The sequence below is a fragment of the Burkholderia ubonensis genome, assembly GCF_001718695.1.
Classification (GTDB): domain Bacteria; phylum Pseudomonadota; class Gammaproteobacteria; order Burkholderiales; family Burkholderiaceae; genus Burkholderia; species Burkholderia ubonensis_B.
In genome coordinates, this window is the sequence record NZ_CP013420.1 from 1,471,925 (window position 1) to 1,486,032 (window position 14,108).

Consider the following 14,108-nt stretch of genomic DNA (forward strand, 5'->3'; position numbering starts at 1 on the left):
CACATGAAGAAACAAATTTCGTCGATCGCCGCGGGACAGACCGCCAAGGCGCTGATCCTCGTCTACCTGACGTTCAGCGTACCGATCGTGCTGCTCGGCATTCTCGTCGCGTACGTCCGCTTCGGGATGGTCGAACTGAGCACGATCCTGAGCGCGCTGCTGCTGAACGCGGTGGTCGGCTTCGTGCTGCTGTGGATCGCCTGCCACGCATACAACTGGGTTGCGGCGCGCTTCGGCGGCATCGAGATCGTGCTGTCCGACCCGCCGGAGGAAGCGTGAGCGGCAGCCCGCTGATCCGCGCGGCCGAGGCCCGGGACGTCGGCGCGATCCTAGCGCTGATGCGCGAGCTGGCGGAATTCGAACAGCTCACGCACCTGTTCGTCGCAACCGAGCCCGATCTGGCCGACGCGCTGTTCGGCGCGCACCCGGCGGGCGAAGCGCTCGTCGCCGAACGCGACGGCGCGCTCGTCGCGTATGCGCTGTTCTTTCACAACTATTCGACGTTCGTGGGCCGCCGCGGCCTGTATCTCGAGGATCTCTATGTGCAGCCGTCGCAGCGCGGCACGGGCCTCGGCACCTCGATGCTCCGGCAGCTTGCCGCGCTCGCCGTCGAGCGCCGCTGCGCACGCTTCGAATGGTCGGTGCTCGACTGGAACCAGCGCGCGATCGATTTCTACGAGAAGATGGGCGCGACCGTGTTGCCGGACTGGCGCATCGTGCGCGTAACCGGCGACGCACTGGAAACGCTCGCCGGGCGCTGAACCCGGCTGCCTCCGCCGCAGCCGTCAAAAGAAATGGGCGCTCATCGCGCCCATTTTCGTTTCAATGACGGCTCGCGTGACCGACGCCGGTCACGCGTCGTCGGGATCGACGCCGTCCGCGCCCAGCAGGCCGGCCGCCGTATCGCCCGGCAGCGCCTCCACCTGCTTGAGCTTGCGGTTCATCACGCGCGTGCGCTGCTCGGCCGCCTCGATCGAACGCGTGACCGTCTCCAACTGCGACTTCGTGCGCGCGAGCACGTCGCCGAACTTGCCGAATTCCGTCTTCACCGCGCCGAGCACCTGCCAGACCTCGCTCGAACGCTTCTCGATCGCGAGGGTCCGGAAGCCCATCTGCAAGCTGTTCAGCAATGCGGTGAGCGTCGTCGGGCCCGCCACCGTCACGCGGTAATCGCGCTGCAGCAGGTCGGTCAGCCCCGGGCGGCGCAGGATCTCCGCGTACAGCCCTTCGGTCGGCAGGAACAGCAGCGCGAAATCGGTCGTGTGCGGCGGCGCGACGTACTTCTCGGCAATCGTGCGCGCTTCCGCCCGCACGCGCGACTCGAGCGCGCGCGCAGCCTCGTCGACCGCGGCCGCGTCGGCCCGCTCCTGCGCGTCGATCAGCCGCTCGTAATCCTCGCGCGGGAATTTCGCGTCGATCGGCAGCCAGACCGGCGGCGCATCACTCGCGCCGGCATCGCGCCCCGGCAACCTGATCGCGAATTCGACCCGCTCGCTGCTCTTCGGCACGGTCGCGACGTTCTTCGCGTACTGGTCGGGCGTCAGCATCTGCTCGAGCAGCGCCTCGAGCTGCACTTCGCCCCAGGTGCCGCGCGTCTTCACGTTGGTCAGCACCTTCTTCAGGTCGCCGACGCCGGCCGCGAGCGTCTGCATCTCGCCGAGCCCGCGATGCACCTGCTCGAGCCGGTCGGATACCAGCTTGAACGACTCGCCGAGCCGCTGCTCGAGCGTCGCGTGCAGTTTCTCGTCGACGGTGCGCCGCATCTCCTCGAGCTTCGCCGCGTTGTTCGTCTCGATTTCCTTCAGGCGCTGTTCGAGCGTCGCGCGCACTTCGCCGATCCGGCGGTCGTTCGCTTCGGTCAGCTGCGTGAGCTGGCGGTTCAGCGTGTCGCCGAACATCCGCAGCGCCGCGCTCTGCTCCTCGCGCGCCTGCTGCGCCTGGCGCTGCAGGCTGTCGCGCATTGCGTCGAACTGCTGCGCGTTGCCTGCGACGAGCTTCGCGAGCTGCTGCGCGAAACCGTCGATCTGGTTGTTCTGCACGGTAGCGACGCTCGTGAGCTGCGCGGCGAGCGTCTGCTGCAGCCGCGCAAAGCTGCCCGCCAGCTCCGTGCGCGAGCCGCGCGCGCCCTCGACGATCTCGCCGCGCAGTTCGCGCTCGAGTCGCTCGACCGCGCGCGCCTGCGCGTGCGCGGCGTCCTCGATCTGGTCGCCGAGCACCGCCACGTCGTCGTGGCGGCCGCCGCCCCGCACGATCGAGACGACCGCCACCGCCAGTGCAACGGCCAGCACGACGACCGCCGCGAGCAACAACGTGATCGTCATGCTCGCGTCTTCCCGATCACGTCCGGGTTGATCGGATTCGGCGGACGCCCCGCGCGCGGCCCTTCGCCCAGTGCGGCGATCAGGTTGTCGGCGGCAAGGTTCGCCATCGCGCGGCGGGTCTTCTCGGTCGCGCTCGCGATGTGCGGCGTCAGCACGACGTTCGGCACCTCGAGCAGCGCCGGATGCACGCTCGGCTCGCCCTCGTACACGTCGAGGCCGGCCGCGGCGATCTTCCGGTCGCGCAACGCGGCCGCCAGCGCCGCGTCGTCGACGATCCCGCCGCGCGCGATGTTGGTCAGCGTCGCGGTGGGCTTCATCAGCGCGAGCTCGGCCGCGCCGATCGTGTGGTGGCTGTCCTTCGTATACGGCAGCACGAGCACGACGTGGTCGGCGCGCGACAGCAGCGCCTCCTTCGACACGTACTCGGCGTTCAGCGCCGCTTCGATCTCGGGCGCGACCCGCGACCGGTTGTGATAGATCACCTGCATGCCGAAGCCTTGCGCGCGGCGCGCGAGCGCCTGCCCGATACGGCCCATGCCGATGATGCCGAGCGTCGAGCCGTAGATGTCGTGGCCGAGAAAGCCGTCGTATTCCCACTTCTGCCAGCGCCCGGCGCGCAGCCAGTGCTCGGCTTCGGCGATGCGCCGCGCGGCTGCCATCATCAGCGCCCAGCCGAAATCGGCGGTGGATTCGTTCAGCACGTCCGGCGTGTTGGTGCCGAGCACGTTCGCCGCGTCGAACGCAGCCATGTCGAAGTTGTTGTAGCCGACCGCCATGTTCGACACGACGCGCAGGCGCGGCGCCGCCGCGAGCGCGGCCGCGCCGATCGGGTCGCCCGCCGTCAACGCGCCGTCCTTGTCGGCCAGGCGCGCGGCGAGCGCGTCGGGCGCGAGCGCATCGCCATTGTTCCAGTCGACTTCGAAATACTGCTCGAGCCGTTCGATCACGTCCGGGAAGATCGGACGCGCGACCAGGATCTTCTGCATCGCCATCTCCGCATGCCGCGGGCGGCTCGTTCGCCGGCCACCCGCTCCTTGTTGAAAACCGTCAGCTTACGCCGTGAAGAACAGCCACGTCGTCAGCAGGAACACCGGCACCAGGATCACGACCGCCCAGCCGAGATACGCGAAGAAGCTCGGCATCTTCACGCCGCGCGACTCGGCGATCGCCTTCACCATGAAGTTCGGCGCATTGCCGATGTAGCTGTTCGCGCCCATGAACACCGCGCCCGCGGAAATCGCCGCGAGCGTCGTCGCGCCGGTGGTCATCAGCGACTGCGCGTCGCCGCCTGCGAGGTTGAAGAACACGAGGTAGGTCGGCGCATTGTCGAGGAACGACGACAGCAGGCCCGTCGCCCAGAAGTACATCGCGTCGACCGGCTTGCCGTCCGGCCCCGTGACGAGATGGACGATCTGCGCGAACGCGCCGTCCGCGCCCGCGCGCAGGATCACGATCACCGGCGCGATCGTCACGAAGATGCCCGCGAACAGCTTCGCGACCTCCTCGATCGGCGCCCAGTTGAATGCGTTGCCCTCGCGCGCGGAACGCGGCGTCAGCGCGAGCGACGCGAACGTCACGGCGACGAGCGCGACGTCGCGGACCAGGTTCTGCAGCGCGACGTGCGTGCCCCACACGTCGAACGTGACGCCGGGCTTCCAGATCCCGCTCATCAGCACGAGGCCGACCACCGCCGCGAGCAGCACGAAGTTGATCTTGCCGTCGATCGACAGCCCGCCGCCGTCGGGCGTCGGGTCGAGCGCGACCGGCCGCTCCTCGCCGCCCTTGCGGTAGTAATACGTGTCGAGTACGAAGAAAATCGTCAGCAGCACCGCGCAGATGAACAGCATCGGCAGCGCGAGATGCGTCGTCGTCCAGAAGAAGCTCACGCCGTTCAGGAAGCCCAGGAACAGCGGCGGATCGCCGAGCGGCGACAGCGAGCCGCCCGCGTTCGCGACGAGGAAGATGAAGAAGATCACGACGTGCACGACGTGCTTGCGATTGTCGTTTGCGCGCAGGAGCGGCCGGATCAGCAGCATCGCGGCGCCGGTCGTGCCCATCACGCTGGCAAGCAGCGTGCCGAGCGCGAGGATCGCGGTGTTGAGCTTCGGCGTGCCGTGCAGGTTGCCGTTCACGCAGATCCCGCCCGCGACCGTATAGAGCGCGGTGAGCAGCACGATGAACGGGACGTACTCCTCGAGCAGCGCGTGCACGAGCGTGCCGAGCGCGGTGCCCGCGCCGAACACGACGGCGAACGGCACCAGGAACGCGACGGCCCACGCGGCCGCGATCTTGCCGAAGTGGCGATGCCAGAACACTGGAGCCACGAGCGGGAACAGCGCGATGGACAGCAGGATCCCGGCGAACGGGACGCCCCACAGTGCGGACAGCGTGGCGCCGTCGAGCGTCGCGGCCGATGCGAGCGCGGGAGCGGCGCCAAGCGCAGCCCCCGACGCCATGCCCGCCCAGGCGGCATGTCGTTTCATGCGGAACTTCCTTTGTTGAACAGGGGTGGATGCAGCGGGCGCGTCACGCGCCCCGTACGACGATCACGTGGACGCGGTACGGGCCGTGGGCGCCCAGCACGATGGTTTGCTCGATGTCGCCCGTGCGCGACGGGCCGGACACGAAATTGACCGCACGCGGCAATTCGCCGCGCTCCGCGCGGATCAGCGCGAACGCGTCCTCGTGGCCGGCAACGATCCGCGACGCGGGCACGATCGCGATGTGCGTCTCGGGCAGCAGGCCGGCCGACGCATAGGTATCGGGACCGGACAGCAGAACCAGCGAGCCGGTTTCCGCCGTCGCGCAGAAGCAGCCGGTCAGGCCGACGAGATCACCGTCGGCCGGCTTGCGGCATTCGACGGCCAGCCCCGCGCCCGCCCAGTCGAGATCGGCCAGCGTGCGCCACGCGACAGCCTGCATCGGCAGGCCGTGCGCCAACAGGTAGCGGGCCGCGGCGGCGGGTGCGTCGGCCAGCGTCGCGACTTCGTCGACGGTCGTCGCGAGCTTCGTCGCTTCGTCGACGAACGCGGCGACCAGGTCGGCCGGCGCCGGCGGACGCGGGCCTTGCGGATGACGGGCGAGGTAGTCGTCGACACCTTCGCGCTCCGTCGCGTCCGGCTCGGCCGCACGCCCCTGCGCGGCGCGGATGCGCGCGAGGATCTGGCGACGGGCAGCGGAAGTGTCCATGAACGGTCCTCGTGACGTTGGCGGGCGATACCGTCGGATTATACCGGCCGCCCCTCGCGCCACGCACCTTCCGCCGAACGGCCAAAAGGCCGACCACTATTGCGACGCGTCGTCCTCGGCCGGCTGCGCAATGCCGAACACCTGGCGCAGGTACGTGAGATACGCCTTGTCGTCGCACATGCTCTTGCCCGGCGAGTCGGACAGCTTCGCGACCGGCTGGCCGTTGCAGCGGACCATCTTGATCACGATCTGCAGCGGCACGTAGCCGAGATCGTTGGTCAGGTTGGTGCCGACGCCGAACGCGAGCTTGCAGCGGCCGCGGAACCGTTCGTACAGCTGCATGACCTTCGGGATGTCGAGCGCGTCGGAGAACACCAGCACCTTGGTGCGCGGGTCGCAGCGGTTCGCTTCGTAGTGCGAGATCATCCGCTCGCCCCATTCGAACGGATCGCCCGAATCGTGGCGCGCGCCGTCGAACAGCTTGCAGAAGTACATGTCGAAGTCGCGCAGGAACGCATCCATCCCGTAGACGTCCGACAGCGCGATGCCGAGGTCGCCGCGGTATTCCTTCGCCCACATCTCGAAGCCGTAGATCTGCGAATCGCGCAGCCGCGGGCCGAGCGCCTGGCACGCCTGCAGGTATTCGTGCGCCATCGTGCCGAGCGGCGTGATGCCGTGCTTCATCGCGTACAGCACGTTGCTCGTGCCGGCGAACTGCGGCCCGAGGCCGTCGCGCAGCGTGCGCGCGACCTCCTCGTGCCACACCTTCGAGAAGCGCCGGCGCGTGCCGTAGTCGGCGATCTTGCAGTCGGCGAATTCCGGCTTCGCGCCGAGCAGCTTGATCTTCTCGCCCAGCCGCCCGCGCCCCTCGCGGTAGTCGGGCTCGCGCTGCGTGTTGCGGAAGTACACCTCGTTGACGATCGCGAGCACCGGGATCTCGAACAGGATCGTGTGCAGCCACGGCCCCTTGATCTCGACGTCGATCTCGCCGTTGCCCTTCGGCGACGGCGTGATCGAGATGTATTTCTCGTTCAGGTGAAAGAGCGCGAGGAAATCGACGAAGTCGCTCTTGATGAAGCGCATCCGGCGCAGGTAGTCGAGCTCGACGTCGGTGAAGCGCAGCGCGCACAGGCCGCGCACCTCGTCGCGGATCTCGTCGATGTACGGCACGAGATCGACGCCGGGCGTGCGGCACTTGAAGCGGTATTCGACGCTTGCGGCCGGGAAGTGATGCAGGACGACCTGCATCATCGTGAACTTGTAGAGATCCGTGTCGAGCAGCGAAGTGATGATCATGGTGACGGCACCGCCAATTTCGGAACCGGCCCCGGCGCACCGCGCGCCGCCCGGCCTGCCGGCCATGTTACCCGAATGCGGGCCGGACCATCGTGAAGCCGTCCGGCGCGCGCGTGCGGCGGCGCCGTCGCCGCGCAGGTCCGCCATCGCCCCATAAACTAATCACGAAACGGTATAAGCCGGAAAGCCGACCACGTCATGCGGGTTTTGCGCATCAGTTACAATGCCGCTTTTGGCGCATACGCCACCCCATATATACCGACCGCCAAGCAGGAGCGCTTTAATGACTCACGTTGTGACCGAAGGCTGCATCAAGTGCAAATACACGGATTGCGTGGATGTATGCCCGGTGGATTGCTTCCGTGAAGGTCCCAACTTTCTCGCCATCGATCCGGACGAGTGCATCGACTGCGCCGTGTGCGTCGCCGAGTGCCCGACCAATGCGATCTATGCCGAAGAAGACGTTCCGGGCGATCAGCAGCAGTTCACCGCGCTGAACGCCGAGCTGGCGAAGAACTGGCCGTCGATCACGAAGACGAAGCCGGCGCCGGCCGACGCGGACGAGTGGAAGGACGTGCAGGAAAAGCTGCACCTGCTCGAGCGCTGATCCAGCAGCGGCGCCGCAAAAAATTTTGCATGTCGCCGCCCAAAGGTATTGACAGGTCAGAAGCCACTCCATAAAATCTCGTTTCTCTGCTGTTTGTTCCCCGATAGCTCAGTCGGTAGAGCGCCGGACTGTTAATCCGTAGGTCCCTGGTTCGAGCCCAGGTCGGGGAGCCAAAAATGAAAGAGCCCGTTGAAAGTGGACGGGTTTTTTGATGGCCGCCAAACGCAGAAGATACCGATTTATTCCCCGATAGCTCAGTCGGTAGAGCGCCGGACTGTTAATCCGTAGGTCCCTGGTTCGAGCCCAGGTCGGGGAGCCAAACAGCGAAAGGCCCGTCAAGCGACGGGCCTTTTGTTTTTCCGGCGCCCGTTCGCCGCGGCGGCGCATGCTAGAGTCTCTGTCTCCCATTTGCATCCGGCCACGTCGATGAAGCATCGCCTCCTTTACGCCGCTCGTTCCGCCCTGCTGCTATCCGCCGTTGCCGCCGTGCCGCTCGCGCACGCGGAGGAAGTCGGCAGCGTCAACACCAATTTCCGCCTGACGGGTTCCGACCGCGTGGTCGTCGAGGCCTACGACGATCCGCTCGTCGCCGGCGTGACCTGCTATGTGTCGCGCGCGCGCACCGGCGGGATCAAGGGCTCGCTCGGCCTCGCCGAGGATCCGAGCGAGGCGTCGATCGCGTGCCGGCAGGTCGGCCCGATCAGCTTCACCGGCCCGCTCAAGCAGCAGACCGACGTGTTCAGCGAGCGCATGTCGTTCATCTTCAAGACGCTGCACGTCGTGCGCGTGGTCGACAAGAAGCGCAACACGCTCGTCTACCTGACCTACAGCGACCGGGTCGTCAGCGGCAGCCCGAAGAACAGCGTGACCGCGGTGCCGGTGCCGGCCGCCACGCCGATCCCCGTCAAGTAGGCGCACGCGGGCCGCGCGCACGAACGATACACTGTCGGATCGACCGCTTCGCGCCCCACCATGCCCGCTGCCCGCCTTCCCGATTCCGCCCGCTACTGGCGCACCCCGCTCCTGCCGGACGCGGATCTCGTCACGGCCACCTATCGCGACCACACGTTCGCGCCGCACTGGCACGACGCATACACGGTCCCCGTGATCGAAGCGGGCGCCGAACGCTATGTCTGTCGCGGCGCCGGCCATATCGCCGAAACGGGCACCGTCCCCGTGATCAATCCCGGCGAAGTGCACACCGGCTCGCGCGCGGCCGACGACGGCTGGCGCTACCGGGTCTGCTACGTGCCGGTCGAGTTCATCCGGTCGCTCGCGAGCGCGATCGCCGGACGCCCGCAGGATGCGCCGTGGTTTCCGCACGACGTGATCCGCGATCCGGATCTCGCGGCCCGGGTCGCGCGGGCGCACCGGATGATGGAGGCCGGGAGCGAGTGCGTGGCGGGTGAACGCGTGGATTCGGCGGATGCCCTGCATTCCGCGCACGCCGGCGCGCTCCCGGTCTACGACCCGCTCGCCGCCGAGACGGCGATGCTCGACGCGTTCTCGACGCTGATCGCGCGTCATGCCGACGCGCGGCTGCAACCGCACGCGCTCGCCGCGGACGAACCGCGCGTCGAAGCGATGCGCGAGCGGCTTGCCGCCGACCTGACGGGCACGGTCACGCTCGACGAGATCGCGCAGGCGGCGGGATTGTCGCCGTTCCACGCGGCGCGCCTGTTCACGCGCACGACCGGCATGCCGCCGCACGCGTGGCGCAACCAGCTGCGGTTGCAGCGCGCGCTCGCGCCGCTGCGCGCGGGCGTGGCCGTCGCCGAGGTTGCCGCGGCCAGCGGCTTCGTCGACCAGAGCCATTTCACCCGCCACTTCAGGCGGATGTTCGGCGTGCCGCCGGGGCGCTGGCAGACGCGCTGAGGCATACGCCTCGTTCGCCTACGGCGCCGGTTTCGCCTCGGATTCCGGTTTCGCTTCGGGTTCCGCTTCCAGTTCCAGTTCCAGTTCCAGTTCCAGTTCCAGTTCCAGTTCCAGTTCAGGTTCGCTTCGGCGTCCACCACTACCGCCGACTGCGCCTCCACCGCAACCGAACCAAGCACAACCAAACCCCCATCCTACTCGGCACGCGTCTTGCGCCGCCCACCGGCGCCCGCGCCAGCGCCCCGCGCCGCCGCAAGAACGTACAAGCCGCGACGCGCCTCGCCCCGCTATCCTCCGTCGTCATGGAGACGCGCACTTTGAACCCGACACCCACTTCCTCCGCACCGCCGCGCCGTGCGTTGACCGAATCGCTCGACGGCGCCCGCGACACGATCCCGATGATGGTCGGCGCAGCGCCGTTCGGCGTGATCTTCGGCACGCTCGTCGCCGGCGGCCCGCTCGCCGGCTGGCACGGCGCGCTGATGTCGCTGACCGTGTTCGCCGGCTCCGCGCAGTTCATCGCGCTCGGGCTCGTCGCGGGCGGCGCGAGCTTCGTCGTCGTGCTCGCGACGACGCTGATCGTCAACCTGCGCCACCTGCTGTACAGCGCGACGCTCGCGCCGTACGTCGCCCACCTGCCGCTGCGCTGGCGCGCGACGCTCGGCGCGCTGATGACCGACGAGGTGTTCGCGGTCGCGTACGCGCACTACCGGCATTTCCCGCCGGGCGCGATCGGCCCGCACTACTTCTTCGGCTCGGGACTCGCGATGTACGTGAACTGGCAGATCTGGACGCTCGCCGGCCTGGGGTTCGGCTCGGCATTCCCGGGGCTCCAGTCGCTCGGTCTCGACTTCGCGATGGCGGCGACCTTCATCGCGATCGTCGTGCCACAACTGGGCACGCTGCGCTATTTCTCGGCCGCCGCGACGGCCGGCGTGCTCGCGTATTACTGGCAGGGCTGGCCGTACAAGCTCGGCCTGCTGGGCGCGGTCGCGGCGGGCGTCGTCGTCGGCGTCGCGCTGACGCTGCTGCAGGACCGCGCACGCGCCGGCTCGCACCCGGAGGCCGCATCGTGAGCTACGCGCTGCTGATCCTCGGCATGGCCGCCATCACCTATGCGATCCGCGCGACGCTGTTCCTGTTCGGCGAGCGGCTGACGTTCCCGCCGCTCGCGCGCACGGCGCTCGGCTTCGTGCCCGTCACCGTGCTGACCGCGATCATCGTGCCGATGACCGTGTCGCCGCACGGCGGCGCGGCCGAGCTGACGTGGCGCAATCCGCAGCTCGTCGGCGCGCTCGCCGCGGTGCTCGTGTCGGCGGCGACGCGCCGGCCGCTCGTGACGATCGCGGCCGGGCTCGCGGTGTTCTTCTTCTGGCAGGGCGTGGTGCTGCCACACGGCTGGCTGCCCGGCTGAACCGGCGCCGGAACACGCGAGCGCACATCCCGCTCAAGTTTCGCGCCGCCCGGCCGATAAACGGTTGAAGACCCGCCGTCGGTCCCGGCGCGCGCCGGACCGTCGACGACGCGCCGGCGCCGGCGCGCGAGACCCCGGCATCCGGCCGGCGCGGGCCGCCACCGAGACGATTCATGGGCCAGATCACCCTTTCCCTCAAGGACGACACGCTCGCGTCCTTGCGCAAGGACTACGACGCATTCGTGCGCGTGTCGCTGAAACTCGACCCGCAATTCGCGACGCCGTCGTTCGAGGATTTCCTGCGCGCAAAACTGCTCGACAACATGGTGCCGCTCACCGAGCACGCCGTGCAGCGCATGCTGGAGGGCGGCCAGTATGCGTGGGCCAAGCGCACGCTCGACAAGGAATTCCCGGACGTGGTCGCGATCCTGATGCGGCAGGCCGGCGAATTCGGCTTCGGCTTCGCGTCGCGCTCGGAATGGACGCCCGACGAGCTGGCAAAGGCGTGCCGCGACTGGGCGAAGGCGATCGTCGCCGAAGCGCAGGGCGATGCGACCCTGATCGATCCGCTCGCCGCGCAGATCAAGAGCGCGGTGCTGGACATCCAGGCGCTCGAGGAGCAGATGCAGACGCCCGCGTGGCGGCTCGCGGAATCGCTGCGGCAGCGGATCTACGAAGCCAAGCTCGCGTGCGAGATGAGCGTCGGCAGCACGGCGCGCGACAAGCTCGGCGAACTGCGCGGGCTGCTGCGGCTGGCGCTCGCGCACGGCTCGTTCCAGAAGGCGGAAGCGCAGCAGATCATGGAATACCTGCGGCTCCTGAAGCCGGAAATCTTCGTCGAGGAACCGTACGACGTGTTCGCACGGCTCGCCGCGTGGCTGCGCAGCGTCTTCGCGCCGGTCGCCGCGCGCCCGGCACCGGGGCCGGAACAGCGGCGGCCCTGAGCGCCGCTCTGCCCGAATGAAGCGCGGCCCGGCTCGCATCAAGCGAACCGGGCCGCGCGAGTGTCGCCGCCACGCCGCCACATCGTCACGCCGCGCCGTCCGGGGCGAGCGGCGAGCGGCGGCCCGACACCGCTTACTGCGTCCCGCCGGCAGCCGAAGCGCCGCCTTCCACGGCTTCGTCGCCGACCTTCGACTTGGTCGTGCCGGCACGATGCTTGGCCGACTTCGTCGTGTGCTTCATGTGCTTCTTGGTCGAATGGACCGACGAAGCCGCCGTATCGGTCGCACCGCCGACCGCGTTGCCCGACACGTTCGCACCGGCGCCCTCGCCTGCGCCCGGCGCCTGGGTCTGCACGCCGGCACCGGCGGTGCCCTGCGCGGCCGTTCCCGTCTGCGCAAACGCAGCCGAGGTCGCGAACGCCGTCAGCGCGGCACCGATCAGCATCGTACGAATCGTGGACATGACAATCCTCCTCAAGAAGTTGCGGGCGCGGAACGCATCGATACGCTCCGTCGCGTGACCTGCCGCAACACGCAGCAGGCACGATGAAAGACCCGCGCCCGGCGGCACCGGTTCTCGAATCTCGCAGACTGTTACCCACCGTTTCATTTGCTGACGAATCGCTCACAGACGCTAACAACAGGCCGGCGCACTCGCGCGGCCCGCGTTGCTGCCGTATGATGCGGGGCGATTCATCCCGCGCCGCGCGCGCTTTCCTCGTCATGCCCAATCTGGATTTCACGCTGACCGGCGAATTCGTCGAGTTGCACAACCTCCTGAAGATCACCGGCCTCGCCGACAGCGGCGGCTCCGCGAAGGGAATCGTCGCGTCCGGCGCGGTGAAGGTCGACGGCGCAGTCGAACTCCGCAAGACCTGCAAGATCCGCGCAGGCCAGGTCGTGCTGCTCGGCGACACGCGCATCGCGGTGCACGGCGCGTAGCGGTGCCCCTGAGCCCGACATGGCCATCGGCGCGCGCGTTCGACACCATTCGCAGAAAGCCGTAAGCTAGGCGTCTCTCAAAATAAATACGGACAGCGCCGGCCTGTCGCCGCGCGAGCGCCCATCCCATGTCGCATTCCGGTCTCTCGCGGACGGCCGCCGCGCCGCCCTCCCTGTCCAGTCACGCCGCCGATACCGCGCGCCTCGCCGCCCCGCTCGCCATTGCGCAACTGTCGCAGATGGCGATGAGCGTCACCGACACCGTGCTGCTCGGCTCGCTCGGCCCCGACTCGCTCGCGGCGGGCGGCCTCGGCGCGAACTTCTTCTTCGTCATCGTCACGGTGCTGCAGGGCGTCCTGTCGTCGATCAGCGTCAGCGTCGCGCACGCGCGCGGCGCGCAAGCCGATCATCGCGTGCCGCACATCTACTGGACGGGCTTCGCGCTGTCCGTGCTGCTCGCGATCCCCGCGATCGTCGCGCTGTCGCTTTCCGAGCCGATCCTGCTGATGTTCCACGAGCCGCCGGCGCTCGCGCGCAACGTCGGCGAGTACACGGGCATCCTGCGCTTCGCCGCGCTCGGCAGCCTGATCGGCGTCGGCCTGATGCGCTCGTTCCTGCCCGCGATCGGCGCCGCGCGACGGCTGCTGTGGGTATCGATCGGCGGCGTCGGCGTCAACGCGGTGCTGAACTACGGGCTGATCCACGGCGCGTTCGGGCTGCCGCGGCTCGGCTTTCTCGGCTCCGCGGTCGCGACGACGATCACGATCTGGCTCACCGCGCTCGCGCTCGTGTGGCTGCTGCACGGCCGCCAGCGGTTCAAGCACTTCGTGACCGTGTCGCGTCCGAAGCTGCCGACGATGGGCGAGCTGATCGGCATCGGCTGGCCGGTCGCGATCACGTACGGGGTCGAATCGACGCTGTTCCTCGCCACCGGCCTCACGGTCGGCGTGCTCGGCGCGACGTCGCTCGCCGCGCACCAGATCGCGCTGAACGTCGCGTCGGTATCGTTCATGGTGCCGCTCGCGATCGGCCAGGCGGCCAACGTCCGGGTCGGCTACTGGGCCGGCGCGGGCAACGCCGTGGCCGCGCGGCACGCGGGCTTCGTCGCGCTCGGGCTCGGGGTCGCGTTCATGTCGCTGTCGGGCCTCGTGATGATCGTCGCGCCGCACACGATCGTCAGCCTCTACCTGCGCCTCGACGACCCCGCCAACGCCGCCACGGTGTCGCTCGCCGCGTCGCTGCTCGGCATCGCCGCGGTGTTCCAGATCGTCGACGGCATGCAGACGGTCGGCTCCGGCGCGCTGCGCGGCCTGAAGGACACGCGCGTGCCGATGCTCGCCGCCACCCTCGGCTACTGGGGCATCGGCTTTCCGACCGGCTACTGGCTCGCGTTCCACGCGGGTCTCGGCGCGCGCGGCCTGTGGTGGGGGCTGGCGGCCGGGCTCGCGAGCGTCGCCGCGCTGATGGCGTGGCGCTTCCACCGCAAGAGCGCGTCGCTCGCCACGCTGCGCGCGTGAGCG

16 protein-coding genes and 2 tRNA genes are annotated in these 14,108 nt (G+C 68.8%); 12 read left to right on the plus strand and 6 right to left on the minus strand.

Annotated features, from left to right (window positions below):
• Positions 1 to 3 precede the first annotated feature (3 nt).
• Together WJ35_RS06600 and WJ35_RS06605 are read left to right on the plus strand one after the other, a co-directional pair.
• Positions 4 to 279, plus strand: coding sequence for a hypothetical protein (locus tag WJ35_RS06600; protein ID WP_010091813.1), 276 nt, complete (start codon positions 4 to 6; stop codon positions 277 to 279).
• Positions 276 to 761: a GNAT family N-acetyltransferase gene (locus WJ35_RS06605; protein ID WP_060234554.1), complete on the plus strand. Its 486-nt coding sequence runs from the start codon at positions 276 to 278 to the stop codon at positions 759 to 761. Before WJ35_RS06600 ends, WJ35_RS06605 begins: the two co-directional genes overlap by 4 nt.
• 90 nt (positions 762 to 851) lie before the next feature.
• On the opposite strand, the gene rmuC is transcribed toward WJ35_RS06605, so the two are convergent.
• The 5 genes from rmuC to pncB form a co-directional block, all read right to left on the minus strand.
• Positions 852 to 2,321, minus strand: a complete 1,470-nt coding sequence (gene rmuC / locus WJ35_RS06610) for a DNA recombination protein RmuC (protein WP_060234555.1) — start codon at positions 2,319 to 2,321, stop codon at positions 852 to 854.
• Positions 2,318 to 3,307, minus strand: coding sequence for a 2-hydroxyacid dehydrogenase (locus WJ35_RS06615; RefSeq protein ID WP_060234578.1), 990 nt, complete (start codon positions 3,305 to 3,307; stop codon positions 2,318 to 2,320). The genes rmuC and WJ35_RS06615 overlap by 4 nt, the downstream gene beginning before the upstream one ends.
• Positions 3,308 to 3,373: 66 nt before the next feature.
• Positions 3,374 to 4,804 (minus strand): sodium:proton antiporter, encoded by a 1,431-nt coding sequence (locus WJ35_RS06620; protein WP_060234556.1) that lies wholly within the window; start codon positions 4,802 to 4,804, stop codon positions 3,374 to 3,376.
• A 43-nt stretch (positions 4,805 to 4,847) separates the two neighbouring features.
• Complete coding sequence (locus tag WJ35_RS06625; protein WP_042583456.1) at positions 4,848 to 5,510, minus strand: LutC/YkgG family protein; 663 nt, start codon at positions 5,508 to 5,510, stop codon at positions 4,848 to 4,850.
• A gap of 96 nt (positions 5,511 to 5,606) precedes the next feature.
• On the minus strand, positions 5,607 to 6,806 hold the full coding sequence (gene pncB, locus WJ35_RS06630) for a nicotinate phosphoribosyltransferase (RefSeq protein ID WP_060234557.1): 1,200 nt from the start codon (positions 6,804 to 6,806) through the stop codon (positions 5,607 to 5,609).
• Positions 6,807 to 7,089: 283 nt separating this feature from the next.
• On the opposite strand from pncB, the gene fdxA reads away from it, so the two are divergent.
• The 8 genes from fdxA (at position 7,090) to WJ35_RS06670 (ending at position 11,646) form a co-directional block, all read left to right on the plus strand.
• Positions 7,090 to 7,413, plus strand: coding sequence for a ferredoxin FdxA (gene fdxA, locus WJ35_RS06635; RefSeq protein WP_042583454.1), 324 nt, complete (start codon positions 7,090 to 7,092; stop codon positions 7,411 to 7,413).
• Between the two features lie 97 nt (positions 7,414 to 7,510).
• Positions 7,511 to 7,586 (plus strand) — tRNA-Asn (locus WJ35_RS06640).
• A gap of 70 nt (positions 7,587 to 7,656) precedes the next feature.
• Positions 7,657 to 7,732: transfer RNA gene (locus tag WJ35_RS06645), tRNA-Asn, on the plus strand.
• 107 nt (positions 7,733 to 7,839) lie between these two features.
• Positions 7,840 to 8,325: a CreA family protein gene (locus tag WJ35_RS06650; RefSeq protein WP_069239411.1), complete on the plus strand. Its 486-nt coding sequence runs from the start codon at positions 7,840 to 7,842 to the stop codon at positions 8,323 to 8,325.
• A 60-nt stretch (positions 8,326 to 8,385) separates the two neighbouring features.
• Entirely contained in the window at positions 8,386 to 9,288 is a 903-nt protein-coding gene (locus WJ35_RS06655; protein WP_069238944.1) for an AraC family transcriptional regulator, read from the plus strand.
• A gap of 302 nt (positions 9,289 to 9,590) precedes the next feature.
• The gene (locus WJ35_RS06660) at positions 9,591 to 10,364 is read left to right on the plus strand and encodes an AzlC family ABC transporter permease (protein ID WP_069238945.1); all 774 of its coding nucleotides are present in this window, start codon (positions 9,591 to 9,593) and stop codon (positions 10,362 to 10,364) included.
• On the plus strand, positions 10,361 to 10,702 hold the full coding sequence (locus WJ35_RS06665; RefSeq protein ID WP_010091801.1) for an AzlD domain-containing protein: 342 nt from the start codon (positions 10,361 to 10,363) through the stop codon (positions 10,700 to 10,702). Before WJ35_RS06660 ends, WJ35_RS06665 begins: the two co-directional genes overlap by 4 nt.
• Positions 10,703 to 10,875: 173 nt before the next feature.
• Positions 10,876 to 11,646 carry a DUF4088 family protein gene (locus tag WJ35_RS06670; RefSeq protein ID WP_069238946.1) on the plus strand — a complete coding sequence of 257 codons (771 nt, stop codon included), beginning with the start codon at positions 10,876 to 10,878 and terminating at the stop codon, positions 11,644 to 11,646.
• Between the two features lie 133 nt (positions 11,647 to 11,779).
• On the opposite strand, the gene WJ35_RS06675 is transcribed toward WJ35_RS06670, so the two are convergent.
• Positions 11,780 to 12,109 carry a hypothetical protein gene (locus tag WJ35_RS06675; protein WP_069238947.1) on the minus strand — a complete coding sequence of 110 codons (330 nt, stop codon included), beginning with the start codon at positions 12,107 to 12,109 and terminating at the stop codon, positions 11,780 to 11,782.
• Positions 12,110 to 12,369: 260 nt separating this feature from the next.
• Here WJ35_RS06675 and WJ35_RS06680 point away from each other — a divergent pair, with 260 nt between their 5' ends.
• Entirely contained in the window at positions 12,370 to 12,588 is a 219-nt protein-coding gene (locus WJ35_RS06680) for an RNA-binding S4 domain-containing protein (protein ID WP_029226469.1), read from the plus strand.
• A gap of 128 nt (positions 12,589 to 12,716) precedes the next feature.
• On the plus strand, positions 12,717 to 14,105 hold the full coding sequence (gene norM / locus WJ35_RS06685) for a multidrug efflux MATE transporter NorM (RefSeq protein WP_060234562.1): 1,389 nt from the start codon (positions 12,717 to 12,719) through the stop codon (positions 14,103 to 14,105).
• The last annotated feature ends 3 nt before the right edge of the window (positions 14,106 to 14,108 follow it).

Coding starts and splice junctions, on each gene's coding strand:
- WJ35_RS06625 (WP_042583456.1), bottom strand. CDS start 5,510: ATGGACACTTCCGCTGCCCGTCGCCAGATCCTCGCGCGCATCCGCGCC.
- norM (WP_060234562.1), top strand. CDS start 12,717: ATGTCGCATTCCGGTCTCTCGCGGACGGCCGCCGCGCCGCCCTCCCTG.
- WJ35_RS06675 (WP_069238947.1), bottom strand. CDS start 12,109: ATGTCCACGATTCGTACGATGCTGATCGGTGCCGCGCTGACGGCGTTC.
- fdxA (WP_042583454.1), top strand. CDS start 7,090: ATGACTCACGTTGTGACCGAAGGCTGCATCAAGTGCAAATACACGGAT.
- WJ35_RS06670 (WP_069238946.1), top strand. CDS start 10,876: ATGGGCCAGATCACCCTTTCCCTCAAGGACGACACGCTCGCGTCCTTG.
- WJ35_RS06600 (WP_010091813.1), top strand. CDS start 4: ATGAAGAAACAAATTTCGTCGATCGCCGCGGGACAGACCGCCAAGGCG.
- WJ35_RS06615 (WP_060234578.1), bottom strand. CDS start 3,307: ATGCAGAAGATCCTGGTCGCGCGTCCGATCTTCCCGGACGTGATCGAA.
- pncB (WP_060234557.1), bottom strand. CDS start 6,806: ATGATCATCACTTCGCTGCTCGACACGGATCTCTACAAGTTCACGATG.
- WJ35_RS06660 (WP_069238945.1), top strand. CDS start 9,591: ATGGAGACGCGCACTTTGAACCCGACACCCACTTCCTCCGCACCGCCG.
- rmuC (WP_060234555.1), bottom strand. CDS start 2,321: ATGACGATCACGTTGTTGCTCGCGGCGGTCGTCGTGCTGGCCGTTGCA.
- WJ35_RS06620 (WP_060234556.1), bottom strand. CDS start 4,804: ATGAAACGACATGCCGCCTGGGCGGGCATGGCGTCGGGGGCTGCGCTT.
- WJ35_RS06680 (WP_029226469.1), top strand. CDS start 12,370: ATGCCCAATCTGGATTTCACGCTGACCGGCGAATTCGTCGAGTTGCAC.
- WJ35_RS06650 (WP_069239411.1), top strand. CDS start 7,840: ATGAAGCATCGCCTCCTTTACGCCGCTCGTTCCGCCCTGCTGCTATCC.
- WJ35_RS06655 (WP_069238944.1), top strand. CDS start 8,386: ATGCCCGCTGCCCGCCTTCCCGATTCCGCCCGCTACTGGCGCACCCCG.